19 protein-coding genes are annotated in these 15,184 nt (G+C 58.9%); 9 read left to right on the top strand and 10 right to left on the bottom strand.

Annotated features, from left to right (window positions below; all coding sequences use genetic code 11):
• The first annotated feature begins 3 nt into the window (after positions 1-3).
• The gene (locus PUT78_RS03795) at positions 4-267 is read left to right on the top strand and encodes a helix-turn-helix domain-containing protein (protein WP_274350798.1); all 264 of its coding nucleotides are present in this window, start codon (positions 4-6) and stop codon (positions 265-267) included.
• Entirely contained in the window at positions 260-502 is a 243-nt protein-coding gene (locus tag PUT78_RS03790; protein ID WP_274350796.1) for a hypothetical protein, read from the top strand. The genes PUT78_RS03795 and PUT78_RS03790 overlap by 8 nt, the downstream gene beginning before the upstream one ends.
• Positions 503-680: 178 nt before the next feature.
• Here PUT78_RS03790 and PUT78_RS03785 read toward each other — a convergent pair whose 3' ends face one another.
• From PUT78_RS03785 to PUT78_RS03750, 8 genes are all read right to left on the bottom strand, one after another.
• Complete coding sequence (locus PUT78_RS03785) at positions 681-1,748, bottom strand: phage portal protein (protein WP_274350795.1); 1,068 nt, start codon at positions 1,746-1,748, stop codon at positions 681-683.
• A gap of 1 nt (position 1,749) precedes the next feature.
• Positions 1,750-2,307 (bottom strand): HK97 family phage prohead protease, encoded by a 558-nt coding sequence (locus PUT78_RS03780; RefSeq protein WP_337994657.1) that lies wholly within the window; start codon positions 2,305-2,307, stop codon positions 1,750-1,752.
• Positions 2,304-3,569 (bottom strand): phage major capsid family protein, encoded by a 1,266-nt coding sequence (locus PUT78_RS03775; RefSeq protein ID WP_274350792.1) that lies wholly within the window; start codon positions 3,567-3,569, stop codon positions 2,304-2,306. The genes PUT78_RS03780 and PUT78_RS03775 overlap by 4 nt, the downstream gene beginning before the upstream one ends.
• Before the next feature lie 11 nt (positions 3,570-3,580).
• Entirely contained in the window at positions 3,581-3,913 is a 333-nt protein-coding gene (locus tag PUT78_RS03770; RefSeq protein ID WP_274350791.1) for an HNH endonuclease, read from the bottom strand.
• Positions 3,904-5,553, bottom strand: coding sequence for a terminase large subunit domain-containing protein (locus PUT78_RS03765; protein ID WP_420793450.1), 1,650 nt, complete (start codon positions 5,551-5,553; stop codon positions 3,904-3,906). Before PUT78_RS03765 ends, PUT78_RS03770 begins: the two co-directional genes overlap by 10 nt.
• 423 nt (positions 5,554-5,976) lie before the next feature.
• Positions 5,977-6,186: a hypothetical protein gene (locus PUT78_RS03760; protein ID WP_274350787.1), complete on the bottom strand. Its 210-nt coding sequence runs from the start codon at positions 6,184-6,186 to the stop codon at positions 5,977-5,979.
• Positions 6,183-6,755 carry a head-tail connector protein gene (locus PUT78_RS03755; RefSeq protein WP_274350785.1) on the bottom strand — a complete coding sequence of 191 codons (573 nt, stop codon included), beginning with the start codon at positions 6,753-6,755 and terminating at the stop codon, positions 6,183-6,185. The genes PUT78_RS03760 and PUT78_RS03755 overlap by 4 nt, the downstream gene beginning before the upstream one ends.
• Positions 6,746-7,072, bottom strand: coding sequence for a hypothetical protein (locus PUT78_RS03750; RefSeq protein ID WP_274350782.1), 327 nt, complete (start codon positions 7,070-7,072; stop codon positions 6,746-6,748). Before PUT78_RS03750 ends, PUT78_RS03755 begins: the two co-directional genes overlap by 10 nt.
• 360 nt (positions 7,073-7,432) lie before the next feature.
• Here PUT78_RS03750 and PUT78_RS03745 point away from each other — a divergent pair, with 360 nt between their 5' ends.
• The 4 genes from PUT78_RS03745 to PUT78_RS03730 all read left to right on the top strand — a co-directional run bounded on the left by PUT78_RS03745 (position 7,433) and on the right by PUT78_RS03730 (position 10,126).
• Positions 7,433-7,966 carry a putative immunity protein gene (locus tag PUT78_RS03745; RefSeq protein ID WP_274350780.1) on the top strand — a complete coding sequence of 178 codons (534 nt, stop codon included), beginning with the start codon at positions 7,433-7,435 and terminating at the stop codon, positions 7,964-7,966.
• A 588-nt stretch (positions 7,967-8,554) separates the two neighbouring features.
• Positions 8,555-8,935, top strand: a complete 381-nt coding sequence (gene rplS / locus PUT78_RS03740) for a 50S ribosomal protein L19 (protein WP_274350893.1) — start codon at positions 8,555-8,557, stop codon at positions 8,933-8,935.
• A gap of 11 nt (positions 8,936-8,946) precedes the next feature.
• Complete coding sequence (gene rpmE, locus PUT78_RS03735; RefSeq protein ID WP_274350778.1) at positions 8,947-9,168, top strand: 50S ribosomal protein L31; 222 nt, start codon at positions 8,947-8,949, stop codon at positions 9,166-9,168.
• 148 nt (positions 9,169-9,316) lie between these two features.
• On the top strand, positions 9,317-10,126 hold the full coding sequence (locus PUT78_RS03730; protein ID WP_274350775.1) for a division plane positioning ATPase MipZ: 810 nt from the start codon (positions 9,317-9,319) through the stop codon (positions 10,124-10,126).
• Here PUT78_RS03730 and PUT78_RS03725 read toward each other — a convergent pair.
• Positions 10,116-10,289, bottom strand: coding sequence for a hypothetical protein (locus PUT78_RS03725; RefSeq protein ID WP_274350773.1), 174 nt, complete (start codon positions 10,287-10,289; stop codon positions 10,116-10,118). The genes PUT78_RS03730 and PUT78_RS03725 overlap by 11 nt on opposite strands.
• Before the next feature lie 449 nt (positions 10,290-10,738).
• Positions 10,739-11,326, bottom strand: a complete 588-nt coding sequence (locus PUT78_RS03720) for a transglycosylase SLT domain-containing protein (RefSeq protein ID WP_274350771.1) — start codon at positions 11,324-11,326, stop codon at positions 10,739-10,741.
• Between the two features lie 202 nt (positions 11,327-11,528).
• Between PUT78_RS03720 and PUT78_RS03715 the strand changes: the two genes are divergently transcribed.
• From PUT78_RS03715 to flgK, 3 genes are all read left to right on the top strand, one after another.
• Entirely contained in the window at positions 11,529-12,317 is a 789-nt protein-coding gene (locus tag PUT78_RS03715) for a flagellar motor protein MotB (RefSeq protein ID WP_274350769.1), read from the top strand.
• Between the two features lie 74 nt (positions 12,318-12,391).
• Positions 12,392-13,705 carry a flagellar hook protein FlgE gene (locus PUT78_RS03710; RefSeq protein ID WP_274350767.1) on the top strand — a complete coding sequence of 438 codons (1,314 nt, stop codon included), beginning with the start codon at positions 12,392-12,394 and terminating at the stop codon, positions 13,703-13,705.
• A 31-nt stretch (positions 13,706-13,736) separates the two neighbouring features.
• Positions 13,737-15,182, top strand: coding sequence for a flagellar hook-associated protein FlgK (gene flgK, locus PUT78_RS03705; protein ID WP_274350765.1), 1,446 nt, complete (start codon positions 13,737-13,739; stop codon positions 15,180-15,182).
• The last annotated feature ends 2 nt before the right edge of the window (positions 15,183-15,184 follow it).

The raw sequence follows: 15,184 nt of genomic DNA, 5'->3' as shown, positions 1-15,184 counted from the left end.
ATAATGTCCGAAACCGGACAAGGTAAAATGACAAGTTCTGAACAGTTGCGTGCAGCGCGCGCCATGATTGGGTTATCGCAGGCTGATCTGGCGTCAATGACGGGCCGGACAGACAAGACTATTCGTCGCGCGGAAACAGACGTTTCTTTAGTTGCTGCTGATACCGTCGCAGCCCTTCGCGCAGCGCTCGAAGCCGCTGGGGTTGTGTTCTTGTCTGAGAATGGGAATGGTCCTGGTGTGGCATTGAAAAGGAAATCAAATGATTGAGACTGGGAAACTTTACACGCTGATAACGCTCGAAATGGGCGAAAATGGATACCATGAGGTATCTCAGGGGGTGACCTTTACGAAGGTCGAAGGAAGTCTGGTCGAGATCGACGGACACACTGTGCTAAACCTTAATTCCCCAATGTTTCATTGTGTGATTGATCGAGAAGCAGAAAAAAATCACCATGAACAAGCAGCAAAAGATTCCGAAATTAACATTCAGCTTACTGATTAAAAGTTTCTTTTCGAGCGCGCCATCGATCAAATAAAATGGCCAGCCCCGGTTGTCACCGTGCTGGCCTGCGCCGCGCCCTCAAGGATCTGAAAAAGGGCCGCGCCTTGACGGGGTTCTGACGTGACTCGCCGTCCATACCGTGCCGTTCGGGTCATGAAGAAACCCAAGGCGGCAAGCCTTATTCGGTTTGCGTTCCCTTCCAGTCCACCAAGGCCAACGCCTGCGCGGGGTCTATGCCCTGTTCCTTGGCCTCTGCCAGCGCCTTGATGATCGCACCCAAAGCGCGCGCCTTGCCACCGGTGTCGAATGCCTGCAAAGGGCGCATAAGATCTATCTGGACAGGTGCGCCCAGTTTGGCCGTTGCTTCCTCGGCCAGCAGTTCGGCCAGGGGCTGCAAAGTCCATTGCGCAAGGTGGCGTTGGGCTTCCCTGATTACCGGCCCTGTCGCGCTTGCATTGGCCATGGCTGGCAACACTCCGAACGCCATCAGGATCGCAGAGCGGGCCTGTTCCAAGCTCTCGCGGGTCATCGCGCGTTGCAGATCGGGGGACAGGTCTTCGCGTTTCTGCCCCAGCTGAGGATTCATGCCTGCGGCAGTTGACTGTGCAACGCCCTCAAAAACCATCGTTTGCCCGCGCCTGCCCCGGAAGCTGGCGCGCATCTCGGCCATGTCTTCGGCGCTGCCTTCCGGGACTGGCAGAACCTGAGACCCAAGCGGCGCGTTGCGGTAAACGTCCAGCAGCGCGCTTTCTAGCGTGTGCATCAGGTCACTGGTCAGGCTCGATCTGCGCAAGGGGCTGGTTCCGCTCCACGGTGCTGTCAGATCGGCGCCGGTGCGCAGATGAATAACCTCTCCCGGCAACGCTGTGAAGCTGCGCCCGCCGCCTGTCTCAGGGATGCCAAGACGATATGCGCGCGGTTCACTGTTCTTGGTCAAAATCTCCCAATCGAATGCCGGCACAAGTCGCGCGCCATCCATCCACAAAATCACCTCGCCGCGCAGCGCCATAGATCTGGCAATCAGCGCCATATGCCGCCGGGTGAGCAGATCCGGCGCGCTGCAATCCGCCATTGAAAACGCGCCCTCCCATAGCGAGATGCAGCCTTGCGCAGTCGCTGTCAGCTCGGCCATACCGCCCGCGCCGCTGATCGCTGCGTGCCGTGCCTGGATAACTTGCGCGGTATAGCCTGCGCCGCTCGATCTGGTCTCAGCTGGCTTGCGCCGGAAAATGTCGAGAATGCCCATCTTATGGCCTCCATCTGTTGAATGTGCGATGCAGGCCGCGCCGGTTTTGATCATCGCGCAGCGGGTTCCATGCGCGGGCTTCAACCTGCGCGGTCGGATAGGCTGGCCGCGTCACGGCGCTGATCTCGATCAGATCGGCACGTGTGATTGATCGCAGCAAGCCACTGCCCTTGCGCTCGATCCTCTCGCCGCCCTCTGCGACACGAAAGCCCGGCGAAAGACCACGGATCAGCCCTGCCCGATGTGCGGCCAGAAAGTCGCGCGCCCAGCTGGTGCCATCATCCAGTTCCGCCTCGATCTGGACCGCCTCGCCGCTGTCACGAATTATCAGCGTTCCAGCGCTGCGACTGGCCAAGGGCTTTTCAAAGTCATGACCGGCAAGGAAGTAAAGTTCGCCCTCGGCCTCGATCCGGGCCGCAAATGCGCGGGCCTCGATCCGCTCTGATCGCCCCGGTGCAAGCTCGGCCTCGGTGTTGTAGGGAAAGCGCCCGGTCAACCGGACGCCCCCTAATTCGGCGCGCAGCTCCAGCGCGCCTGATGCTGCGCCCCAGAGCATCATTCGCCCGCCGCGATTTCGAGACCGGACAACACGCGCAGTTGCGCAGGCCGTGCAACCGTCACGTCCTTGGTTGCCAGTGCTGTCAGGCGCAGGCCACCGGCTTGCGCATCTGAATATGGGTCGCGGATCAGGTCGATAGCGCCCCACATGCCCACGAAGATCGGGGCAATTCCACCGGTGCTTGTGGTCAGAAGCGACATTGTGGCCAGCGGATCGCCAGCGGGCGCGGCAAGCCCGTTGTTTGTCGTGTATGTGTTGGGCAGGTGCTTGGACAGGCGGTCCCATTCAGTCAGGCCGCTGCCCGCATCCCAGATCGCACCATCCAAGAAGTCCCAAAGCTCTGGCCGGATCATGGCATTGATTGAAGCCGCGCCACTGGCCGCGTTGCCGGTCATGAAGGCGGTCACCCCCGCGCGGAATGCGCCCCATGTGGCCAGTTCATCCACCTCTTGCAGGGCGATGTCATATGTCGCTCGCCCGGTGATCACGCCCAAGGGTTGGCCATCTGCGCCCGTGCCAAGGAAGGTTGCGCGGTCCAGTTCCACGGCCATTGCGGCGTTCATGTCGCGCCGCACGGCCTGCTCCAAGGCGCTGCCGGTCTGTAGCATGGCCTTGCGCGTCAGGCGCATCTGAACCCCAAGCGTGTGATCGGGCTTCATGGGCCGGTCAGCGGTCTGGAAGGGGGTCGGGCCGCCCACATTACCAGTTTCTGTTGCCTGCCAACCCACAGTTGCGCCTGCGGTTGTGACTGGCCACTCCGTTGCGCCGTGGTCAATCTGGATCATCTGCGCGCCCATACGGGCCGCGATGCTGTCGGGGAACAGCCGGTCGATGATCGGGCGCGTGCTGATCGGGTCAGGGGTGCCAGCGGCGACAGTGTTGCGCAATTCCAGCGCCGCCCATGGCACAGGAATGCCCCGGTATCCGCCCGTGTTGCGCAACTCGGTCACAATCTCGGCCGTTGCACCATCCAGCGCGCGGCCGTTATCCAAGGAAAGCGCGACCTGGCGTAGTTCAAACCGCGCAAGCAACTCGGCATATTCCTGCCCGCTGCGGGTTTCCAGATCGGCCCCGGCTTCGCGGCGCTCGGTATCCTCCGCGATCAGGGCCGCGCGATACCGGGTTTCATTGGTGCGGTATTCCAGATCAAGGGTTTCCATCGATCTGGTTTCGTCTTCGGTCGGGGTGGGATTTGCGGCCAGTGTGGCCAGTTGTTGACGAATTTCCGACTGACGCCGGGCGATACGAACTGATTCAAGCATGATTATTCCTTTCAAGTGCTTGTTTTCGTAGTATTTTCCAGCGCGCAAACGGCTTTCTGCCATGCGTTGCGCGTCGGGGTTGCAATGGGCGGGGGATGCCCAATCTCTACGCGCGTCTTGCTGGCGTGGCATGACGGGCAAAGGGCTTGCAGGTTCTGCGGATCAAAAGCCAATTCCGGATGGGTGCGAACCGGCTTTTTGTGATCCACTTCAAGCCGCCCGCGCGCGCCGCATTTCTTGCAGCGAAAACCGTCACGCTCGATCACGGCCATGCGCAGAACCTGCCAGCGCTTTGTGGATGTGACGCGCTTTGAATGGCGCTCGAATTCCGGTTTCAGGTCCATAGCGCGCGCGCCTTCTTGTTCGGCGTGGCCTTCATGCGCGCCCCTTGGGCCACGGCCACCACTGTCGCCGCCGCTGCGTCGATTCGCCCAAGGGACCGGGCCTTTGCCAGCTTGTGATTGCCTGCCGGATCAACCAAGGTGATCGCGTCTGCGAAGGCAAAGCGCAGCAACATCGAGGGCGCGACCTTCACTTCACCGTCAAACAGCGCGCGCCGGAATCGCTCGATGTCTTCGGCGCTGTCTTTCCAGCCAAAGCCGCGCCAGATGAATGGCACGCGCGCCAGCCCTGCGCCTTGCATGGCTTCGACAAATTCAGCGTGCCGAAATCTGTCACCCACGATGCACTGAGGTTGGATGCCGTCCAGCTGGCGCACAATCTCGGCCAGCCATCGCCCAGGTGGAACGGTGTTTTCCCCCATGACAGACAACTCGCCTCGCTCATGCATCTGGCAATAGCGATCCGAAACACCATCAGACGCGCCGCGATCTGCCAGTGAGGGGAAGCTCGGGAAGGTTCCAAGGGCCTCCAAGCGTCCGGTATCAGGCCAGTAAAATGCCGCCGCCGACATGCTGCGCGATCCGCCAAGGTCGATTCCGAGAATGCAGGGACCATCGCGCGGGGGCAGTTGATCCGGGTCAACTTCGGCGCTCATCCATTCATCAACCGTGACCAAAACGGATCGATCTTCGGATGAAACCCGCTCATTGCGGTTCAGGTTGCGGAAAGATGACAGGGCAGAGCCGCCGCGCGCGATTGCCCGCCGCGCCTGTGCCACCAGCCATTCAGGGGTTGCGCCTATGCCTTCAGCCGCGCCGGGGTTTGCGATCAGCAGGCTTTCGAGGTCATCAGCTGGCAGGCCCATTGGGGGGCGATGCTCCTGAACATACGTGCCGGGGGGCGGTTCATCCATCCAGCGCGAAAAGGTGTTGGCGTCATCTGGGGCACTGGTCGAGATGATCAGCGCGCGACCGTCCCGCTTGCCCAGACCGGACAGGATCGCGTTTTCAAGATTGTCGCCCTTCTCGCGTTCCCATGCCGCCCGTTCATCCATGATGGCCAGAGTCGGCGCGCCGCCCAGCACTGACTTGCCATCAGCCGCGATGACGCGCAGCAGACCGCCGCCGTTGCTGTGAAATTCAACTTCAAGCTTTGAGCCGCGCCGGATCGTGAACAGCCCCTGATCAGCTTCCGGCAGCGCCTCATAGTAACCCACCACGAAATTGAAGGCTGTCTTAGCCTGATCACGGTTGCGGGCTGCAAGGATGATTTCTCGCTTAGGCTGCGGGTTCTCTTCCAGCGCGCCCACCAGCTCGGCCAGCGCGATGCCAGAGGAAAGGGCAGTTTTGGCGTTCCCTCGACCAATCGAGAGCACGCCCACCATGATATTCTTTGAAAATGTGCCTTTGACAAACTTTCGCTGGAAATCTGCCAATTTAAGCGGCTTTCCGGCCTTTTTGCCCTCGGGAACTGACAGAAGGCCCAAAAACTGGATAGCGCGCACGCCGCGCGATTTTCCCCGGATTTTTTGGAGGAGAGAGAAAGGAACAGTCCCACCCCGGTCCTCAGGTTTTGACAAATCGGCGGCATTGGGACCAAATCCGGGCAAGTAAGCAATCGGTGTTCTGTTGTCTTTCTTCATTGCCGCGTCTCTCTCTAGTTCAACGTTGCTCTTTTCTGGTCACTGCCAATCGGTTCAGACCCCGGTTGACGGTCGGGAAGCGGGTTACTGCTGCGGGGTTGGAAAACCCGCCTCCCGCTCCCGACCGCCTGCCATGTTGCCCTGCCAATTCGGACGAGCCCCAGCATTAGGTCAGCCTGCCTTTCCCTCGGCTCGGCATCGCTCTCCCATGTTCACCGCCAGAGGGTGGCAGTGGGGTCTTAGGGCGTGGAGAGACCGCAAAATGCGGCGAAGCTGCCCTTGGGGATTCACACCCCGCCAACTTGCATTTGTGCTTGTTGGTTTGCGCCTGACCCGTTACCTTGGTTGCGCTTTAAGCAGATGCGCCAGCTAACCCGTAAAAGCCCACATCTGCCGTGACCCGCGTTGACGCGCGGGTCTTTTCTATTCGATCAACTCCCTTGCATCTGAACCGCTGAATAGGTCGGCAACCATGGTGCGCATGATCTGCGCTTGCTTGGCTGTTGGCTTCCAGTTGCGCCGCCGTTGGTTGCGCTGGATGGACAGGGCAAAGTCCTTGGCCCATCCGCGCGGCGTAGCCTTGATCACGGCATGCCAGTGGAACAGGGCGCGCTCGAGTTCAGGGCCGGTCATGCGCGCACCCCACGATAGCGCCCTATAACGCGCTGCATGGCATAGGACTGGGAAAGCGTGCCGCGTGCATGCGCTGCCTTGCCTTCATGCGCATTTGCTGCCCTGAAGTCATACAGTGCCGCCACCTGATCGCGTAGGGCGTGGCGGATATCAGGGGGCAATGCCTCGGCTGTCGCGCCAAATCCGGCCTGATACTCAATGACGAAACGCGCATGGCGCAGGTATTCTGTCACCGTCTCGCCCAGAATGATCATTGGTCGCATGCCGGGGATCAATTCGGCCTCGATTAAGTCACCTTCGGCCATGACCTGAAACACCGGATCATCGCTTAAAACAGGGCCTATAGGCATGCGCAGGCGGTCACTTTCCGGCCAGCCTTCAACCGTGACACGCACCATCTGATTGATCAGCGCAATTTCGGCTGCGTCTTCAAGCTCATGCGCCGCTGCGTCCTGCATTTCCGCAATCTGGGTGTCTTCTTCATAGTGAGTAACGCGCACGAAATCTTTTGTTGCGGCCAGATCAAGGCCAGTAGGGGGGCGGGTCAGGCGTTGGATGGTCAGTCGCATGCGCAGTTTTCCTTTCCCCATTTCAGGAAGCGCAGGCGGTTGGCCAGCGGCAGGGAAAGAAACAGCCAGCGCAACAGGCCGCGCCGTTGGTCAGGGTGTAAACTGCGGGTCAGCAACTCTGTCGCCACCGCCTCGGCAATAGCCACCAGTTCGGCCTCTCCTGCGCACTTGGCCCATTCCTGCGCGGCCTCATTGTCCATTGCTTCGGATGGTGGCATGCCAGCGTGCAAGTCGATCAGGGCCGCTGTCATCAAGGGGCGCGCGTCTTCGGGTTCTGCCGCCGCGATAGCATGCGCCAGATCAGCGGCGCGCTGCATCCGCCGGGCAGTTTGATGATGTTTTAAGTTGGAAGCGGTCCCGGCAAGTTGTTGATTTTGCGTTGCAGCACTGTTGGAACTTGTGGCCGCTTCATTGCTGATTTCGCTTGATTGCCCCGCAACTCCCGGGATCGCCATTTTCGTAATGTTGAACGTCAGATAACTTTGACCTTCACGTCATCAACTGACCAAGAATTGGAAAGCTGCCTTTGGGGCAGGATGCGGCGCAGATCTCGAAGGAGCCCGGACTGAGCGTTGCAGGATCAATTTCCCATCCATAAATGCAAGATATCGTATAACCATGGTCGACAATGAGCCAAAGCGGCTAACCTGCATCTTCAATAGAAGAAATGGGGCATCATGTCAGAAGAAGCATGTCTAGACCTGTGGGATATCCGCGAAGTCACTGCTTTCGCGGCGGAAAATGCCGCAGATGTCTTAACCATATTCGAGAAAACTGATCCTTCGGATCTTCGGCCGCGAGATGCAATCACCGCAGCATGGGCATTTGCGCGCGGCGGTCTTCGAGTAAAAGCGTTGCGTGACGTTTCTTGGGCCGCATTAAGAGCGGCGCAAGAGTCCAAAGATGAGGCCGCAAACCAAGCTGCGCGTGCCGCCATGGCCGCCGCCGCCGCTTCTTATCTGCATCCACTGCCTCGCTCCACCCAGATTAAGCACATTCTTGGTGCCGCAGCCCATGCGGCGAGAGCCACCGAACTTGTCGCGAATGAAAACCATAGTGCCGGAGCCAAATTCATTGAGGGTGTCGCTCGACGCGCGACTCCGAGGCTCGTTGACATACTATCTCGTTATCCGCCAGCGCCATCGAAGGACGGACGAGTGGGGGAACTCATCAGGGCCCTTGATCTTCAGCTTCGCGGCCCAAATACCTAAGTGATACATTGACCGATCCTGACCGGTTTATCCGCACTGCGGACAGTGACCCACACTGCGCCCAAGGTCCGGTATAGGTCAGAAATGCTTGACGGTTGGGCCGATATTGCGTGACGCGGCGTGCTGATACGATTCAGAAAATTGGCCGCATCGAGTCAACGATGCTCTACGTTCGACACGTAAAATTGTGTGAAGCAGGCATTAAGAACGCTCAGAACGGCGTTTTCCGATGCACACCGTGTCAAGCTTACCGATGCGATTGCGGACCTGGCATCACCGACAGCATTTTCCGGCTTTTCGATGATCATCTGGTTCTTCGTCCGGAAACCGGACCGGGCCGCGCGCGCGCTATTGACCTGAACCCGCTTGCGCCCTATACGCCGCAAGGTCTGCGGTCGGATTCGGCCTGCGGACCTTTTCTGTATAGGATACATCTGCCAGCTTCGGGCAGGTCTGGTCCGGCGGAATGCGACGAATGAAAAGCATGACTGACCTCTGGCGGGCACTGTGGTGGACCCGGACGAAGACCAGAGCTATCAGCCAGCGTTACATCAGCGGGACAACCGCGCGATTTTGAAAGGGCTAGCGATGAACCTTATCGCCCAGATCGAAGCCGAGCAAATTGCAGGGCTTGGCAAGGAAATTCCGGATTTCAAGGCGGGTGACACCATCCGCGTTGGTTACAAAGTGACCGAAGGTACACGTTCGCGCGTGCAAAACTTCGAAGGCGTATGCATCGCCCGCAAGGGTGGCGCAGGCATCGCCGCGTCCTTCACCGTGCGCAAGATTTCGTTCGGCGAGGGTGTGGAACGTGTATTCCCCCTCTATTCAACGAATATTGACAGCATCGCCGTTGTGCGCCGCGGTCGTGTGCGTCGCGCCAAACTTTACTATCTGCGTGACCGTCGCGGCAAGTCGGCCCGGATCGCAGAAAAGACCAACTACCGTCCCATGGACGAAAAAGCTTAAGGAGCGGGCGAATGAAAGCCGATACCCACCCCGATTATCACACGATCAATGTGAAAATGACCGATGGCACCGTCGTTCAGATGAAATCGACCTGGGGCGCCGAAGGCGACACTCTGTCGCTGGATATCGACCCCTCCGTGCACCCGGCATGGACCGGCGGTTCGTCGCGCCTGATGGATGCAGGCGGCCGCGTGTCGAAATTCAAGAACAAATATGCAGGTCTGGGTTTCTGATAACCCCAGCAGCAACAAGACCAGAAAGGCGCGGTTTCCGCGCCTTTTTTAATGCTTTATCAGATGCTTGCAGCACCGCCTCGCCCGCTTGCACATATCCGTTACCCCGCATAGAAGGGGGCAGGGAACAACGCATCAGGGCAATCGCATGGCGCATATCATCGTGGTCGGCAATGAAAAGGGCGGCTCGGGCAAATCCACCGTGTCCATGCATGTTTCCGTCGCATTGGCGCGTATGGGCAAGCGGGTCGGCGCAATGGATCTGGATCTGCGGCAGCTCAGCTTCGGGCGCTATATCGAGAATCGCCGCAATTTCATCCAGAAAAGCGGTATTGACCTGCCCATCCAGAATTTCCAGCCTCTGCCTGACATCGATGCGGCCAGTCTGCCGGACGGGGCGAACCTGTCGGATGCGCGCATGTCGGCCGCGCTGGAACTGCTGGAACAGACCTGCGATTTCATCGTCATTGATTGCCCCGGCGCCCATACGCGGCCCAGCCAGTTTGCGCATTCTGTCGCAGATACGCTGATTACCCCCATCAATGACAGTTTCATCGATTTTGACTTGCTGGCCAGAACGGACCCGGACACCGGCAAGGTTCTGTCGCCGTCGATTTATTCCGAAATGGTGTGGAAGGCGCGGCAAACCCGCGCGCAGGCCGGTCTGCGCCCGCTGGACTGGATTGTGCTGCGTAACCGTCTGGGCACAGTGGCCATGCACAACAAGCGCAAGGTTGGCGATGCGCTGGAAGAACTGAGCAAGCGCATCGGATTCCGTGTGGCGGCGGGGTTCGCCGAAAGGGTTGTTTTCCGCGAATTATTCCCGCGCGGGCTGACCTTGCTGGACCTGCCCGACATCGGCAATGACAGCATGACAATGTCACATATCGCGGCCCGTCAGGAAGTGCGCGATCTGCTGAACACGCTGGATCTGCCGGAACTGCGCGTCAGTGTCTGAAATAGCCACGACAAGGCAAGCGGGCATCCAGTTCATGCGATACCCGTTCAAGGCGCGCATCAATCTTGTCGTGTTGGTCCGGTTCGGCCTGTTTGACACCACGCATTGCCGCCAGCATCGAACCGATGCGTGAATTATCAACCGGGTTATGGAATATGCTCATTTCGTTACCCTCTTATTCGCTGCCCTGCGCGTGCCTCTGTGTTCATTTGCCTTCACGCGCCTCGTCTCAAGCCTTCTGTTTTCGCATGCCCGGGAACCGCTTCCCGCCTTTGCACAACATGCATTAGACAAATGATGGTCAAACGCTATGGCAGGAATATGGCCATCTGACGGAGACTCTACGGCAGGGGTCTTGCTGTCGGCGCTGGCGCTGGCGGAACCGGATAGGGGGTTTCCCGTGACCTTTCAGGATTTCTGATAGCCGGACACGGCATGACACAGCCAGCAGCGTTACATCAAGGCGTTGATTCCCGATGCCCCCTGCCCCGGACATTCCGGGAACCGATCCGGGTGTGGGCTGCGCGGCGGGTACGGCGCATCTGTCTGATGATCCGCGTGTGCTTGCCATATGGCAGCTTGCACCCCGCCCGCGCCCGTATTTTCAGCCCCTCAGCGCCTGCGGCATGACCGCAATTGCTGATCATACATCTGCGCGCGTGACGCCACGCGATCAGCGACCCCCAACAACCACGGCTTGGCATTATAGGACGCCCGCGCAAAACCGGTATGCCCTTCGTGATAGGCAAGATACTGGTTGCGCGCATCGTTCAGGGCAACGCCGTTGCGTTCGCGCGTCTTGTTGGCATACCAGCCGACAAAATCGGTCGCGTCCCGGATATTGGTACGGGCGGCACGGCGGCTGCCGGTTTCGCGCTGATATTCTTCCCATGTGCCGTCAAGCGCCTGCGAATACCCAAGCGCGGAAGATTGCCGCCCCATCGGGATCACACCCAGGGTGTAGCGAACCGGTGTCCGCGCGTCCCCGATGAACCGGCTTTCCGCATGGATAATCGCCATCTGGACCGGCACCGCAATTCCCCAGCGCCGTTCTGTTGCCTGCATTGCGGCAAAATACTGCGGGCGCTCTGTCGCCAGAAGGCACGCGTCATCCAGATTTCGTGGCGCAGAAAATTGCTGCCTGCCACCGCACGCGGCCACAAGGGCCACGATGAAAAGAAGTATGATTGGTCTGCTCATGACTGCCTCGGACCTTTTTTCATCAGCATATAGTATTTTGCCATGATTGAAAGCCCGGCCCGGCGTTCTGACGGCCCGCAAACCTGCCATTTCACGCCATCTGGCGCGTTCGTGAACGCCTTACGGCACAGCATCACGGTCATTAACACTATTTTCAACATCTGCACATATTCTGCCAGATGGGTGAATACAGGTGGGTGTGATGCAAAAAACTGACAATGTCAGACCGATAATTATTAAGCGCAAGAAAGTAATCGCTGGGGGCAGGCACCATGGCGGCGCGTGGAAAGTGGCCTATGCGGATTTTGTGACCGCAATGATGGCGTTTTTTCTGATGCTTTGGCTGCTGGGGGCGGCGGATGCTGACCAGCGCCAGGGTATCGCCGATTATTTTGCCCCGACCTTCAGTTTTCAAAGCCGGTCCTCGGGGGGGGATGGTGTCATGGGCGGCAGTGCGATTTCCGAGGACGCATCTCTGGCGGACAGCATTGCCAGCCGTGCGCAACTGGAAAGTGAACAGACCTTGCTGGAAGAACTGGCCGAAAGCTTTCAGGCAATATCGGGGCAAAGCCCGCTTCAGGAACAGGCCCTGCAGCATGTCAATATACTGCTGACCGATGAGGGACTGGTGGTAGAGGTGTTCGACCTGCCGGACTCGCAGTTGTTCGACCCGCGCAGTGCCCGGCCCAACCCTGTTCTGCTGGTGGTGCTGGATATGCTCAGCGACGTGTTCAGCATGGTCACCAATCCGGTGGCGATCAATGCACATTCGGCGGCATTTCCGTCGGTTGTTCTGGAAAATCCGGTCTGGGAACTGACCCTTGATCGCGCGCAATCGGTCCGGGCCGCGCTGACCGAAAGCGGTTTTTCCCCGGCGCGCATGCATCGTGTGACCGGACATGCCGACCGCAGCCTTGCATTGGCCACGAACCCGATGGACCTGCGGAATAACCGCCTCGAAATCACCCTGTTGCGCACAATGCGGCGCTAGTCCGGACGATTAGCTTGTTATTAACGCGCGTGGCGCAAGATGCAGGGAAGAATCATGCTGTAGATGGAGCGGATATGAGCATTTCGTCGTCAATGAACGCCGGCATTGCCGGGTTACGGGCACATTCAAGCCGTCTGGGGACAATTTCGGACAATATCGCGAACTCGGCGACATTAGGATACCGGCGCTCGGAAACAACGTTTCATTCCATGGTGGTCGGGTCCGGCATTGCGGGACAGGGGGCATATTCCGCAGGCGGTGTCCGGTCCACGTCCATGAAGCAGGTGGATCAGGGCGGTTCATTGATGGGAACCCAGAATTCCACCGATCTGGCAATCACCGGGCGCGGATTTCTTCCTGTCACAACGGAACTTGGCGCGCGCCTGAATGACGGAACCGCCCCGATGCTGCTGTCACCGACCGGATCATTCCGCCTGGACAACAGTGGCGTCATGCGCGATTCCGCAGGCAACACCCTGCTGGGCTGGCCATTGGACGCAGATGGCGTCATGCCCGTCACGCCCCGCGACAAGGCTTCCGGGCTGCGCCCCATCCGGGTGGATATGAACCAACAGGCTTCTGTCGCAACAAGTGTTGTGAACCTTGGCATCAACCTGCCCGCAGCCGCCACCTTGCCCGATGCATCAGGTGACCCGCATGCGATACTGATAGACTATTTCAACCCGGTCGGGCTGCCAGGCAAACTGGAAGTGCTGTTCACCCCTGTAACTGACCCCGCGGGGGCGACAAATACATGGTCACTTACCCTGACAGAAGTCGACACAGGCGCCGCATTGGGTACGTATACAATACAGTTCAATGACATGCCCGGCCTTGGCGGAACCTTGCAATCCGTTACCAGAACCAGTGCCGAAGGGGGGGACTATGACCCCGAGACAGGATCATTTGACATCGAAATTGCGGGGCAGCAGATTGATATCTTTGCCGGCTACTACGGCCAGAACGAAGGCATGGTCCAGCGCGGGACAAATTTTTCGCCCACCGGGGTTGAACAGAATGGCTTTGGCTCCAGCACGATCATCGGACTGACTGTTGATGCCGCCGGAAATCTTGACGCGATCTATGATCAGGGGTTCAGAAGAACACTCTACCGTATCCCTATTGTTGATGTCCCCAACCCCAACGGCCTGACCGCGAAAAGCAATCAGGCCTTTCAGGTCTCACGCGACAGCGGACCATTTTATCTGTGGGATGCCGGAACTGGCCCCGTTGGTGAAATTGCCAGCTATGCATTGCAGGAATCCGCAACTGATGTCGGGGCGGAACTGACCACGCTTATACAGACCCAGCGTGCCTATTCCTCGAATGCGAAAGTCATTCAGACCGTGGATGAAATGCTTCAGGAAACGACAAACATCAAACGCTGATCATTCCGCAAGCAGCAGAAGGTAAACCATCATGTCCCTGTCGATAGCATTCCATTCCGCAGCCAGCGGGCTGCAACTCGCATCGCGCGGTGCGCAGGTGGTGTCCGACAATATTGCCAATGCCAATACCGACGGATTCGGTGTCCGCTCCCTGACACAATCGTCACGCATTCTGGGGCGCGACGGGTCCGGTGTGGTCATGACTGGCATAAACCGCGAATCTGACCCTGCCCTTCTGGCTGAAATCCGCGGGGCGAACGCGGCGCAATCCAATACGGCCGGCCTTCTGGACTTCTGGACGGGGCTGGAAGCGACAATCGGAATACCCGGCGAAGCAGGCGCACTCTCCACCCATATTACTAATTTTGAAGGGGCGCTGAAGCAAGCCAGCATTCAGCCTGAATCGCAATCGGCCCTGCAAAAAGTTGCCCTTTCGGCATCCGGCCTTGCTGACAAAATAAACGAAATCGACGCCAGCCTACAACGAACACGCGACGATGCTGATGCAAGCATCAGCCGGGATGTGAACAGGCTGAATTCCATGTTCGAACAGATCAGCACATTGAACAAGGACATCTCGCGTCAGAAGCTGGCCGGCGACTTCCCCCATGCGCTGGAAGATGCACGACAAAACCTGATCGATCAGGCCTCTGCCCTGATCCCCCTGAAGGAGATTGCACGCCCGGATGGCAGGTCCATGATCATGGGCGCGGATGGAACGATCTTTGTCGACCGCGACGCCGCGCGCCTCGAATTCCAGCGCACCCCCTCCCCTGCTGCCGGGGAAAATGTGGCCGCGGGCGAACTGGGCCGACTGGTCATCAATGGGCGGGCCGTCCCTGCGACAAACCCGCTTATGCAATCGGGACGCATTGGAAGCGCATTTCAGCTCCGCGATGAAATCGCCCCGGCCCTGCAAGCACAGCTGGACCAGTTCTCGGAAGATCTTGTCGTCAGGTTTTCCGATCCGGGCGTGGACCCGACAATTCCGGCCGGTGCATTCGGGCTTTTCGCAGTGGCCCATGAAACGACAATGCCTCCCGGTCTGGTCGGCATCTCTGGCCGTATCATCCTGAATGGGAATATCACGCCGGATGATACGGGCACGACCTGGCGTATCCGCGATGGCATATACGCAGCCGTGCCCGGCGCCGTATCAGAGAATGCGACGATTGTCCGCATGAATGACGCGCTTCTTGCGTTCACCCCCGACGCAGCGGGAACTGGTCCTGATTCGGACACGTTGGGCCATGCCGCAGCTCTGCTTTCACAGACGGCAACCCGACGTCTGATCGCCGAATCTGAAACTGCCTACACATCCGGCCGGTCCGCCGCGCTTCAGGAATTGCTTGGTGCGCGTGGGGTGGATACTGATGCGGAGCTGCAAAAGCTGCTTGTGCTGGAAAATTCCTATGCGGCAAACGCACGTGTCATGGCGGCCGCAGACAGCATGTTGCGCACATTACTGGAGATGTAGGA

The organism is Roseinatronobacter alkalisoli (assembly GCF_028745735.1).
Classification (GTDB): domain Bacteria; phylum Pseudomonadota; class Alphaproteobacteria; order Rhodobacterales; family Rhodobacteraceae; genus Roseinatronobacter; species Roseinatronobacter alkalisoli.
The sequence above is the reverse complement of the archived record's forward strand: the minus strand, read 5'-3'. Positions and strand labels throughout refer to the sequence as shown.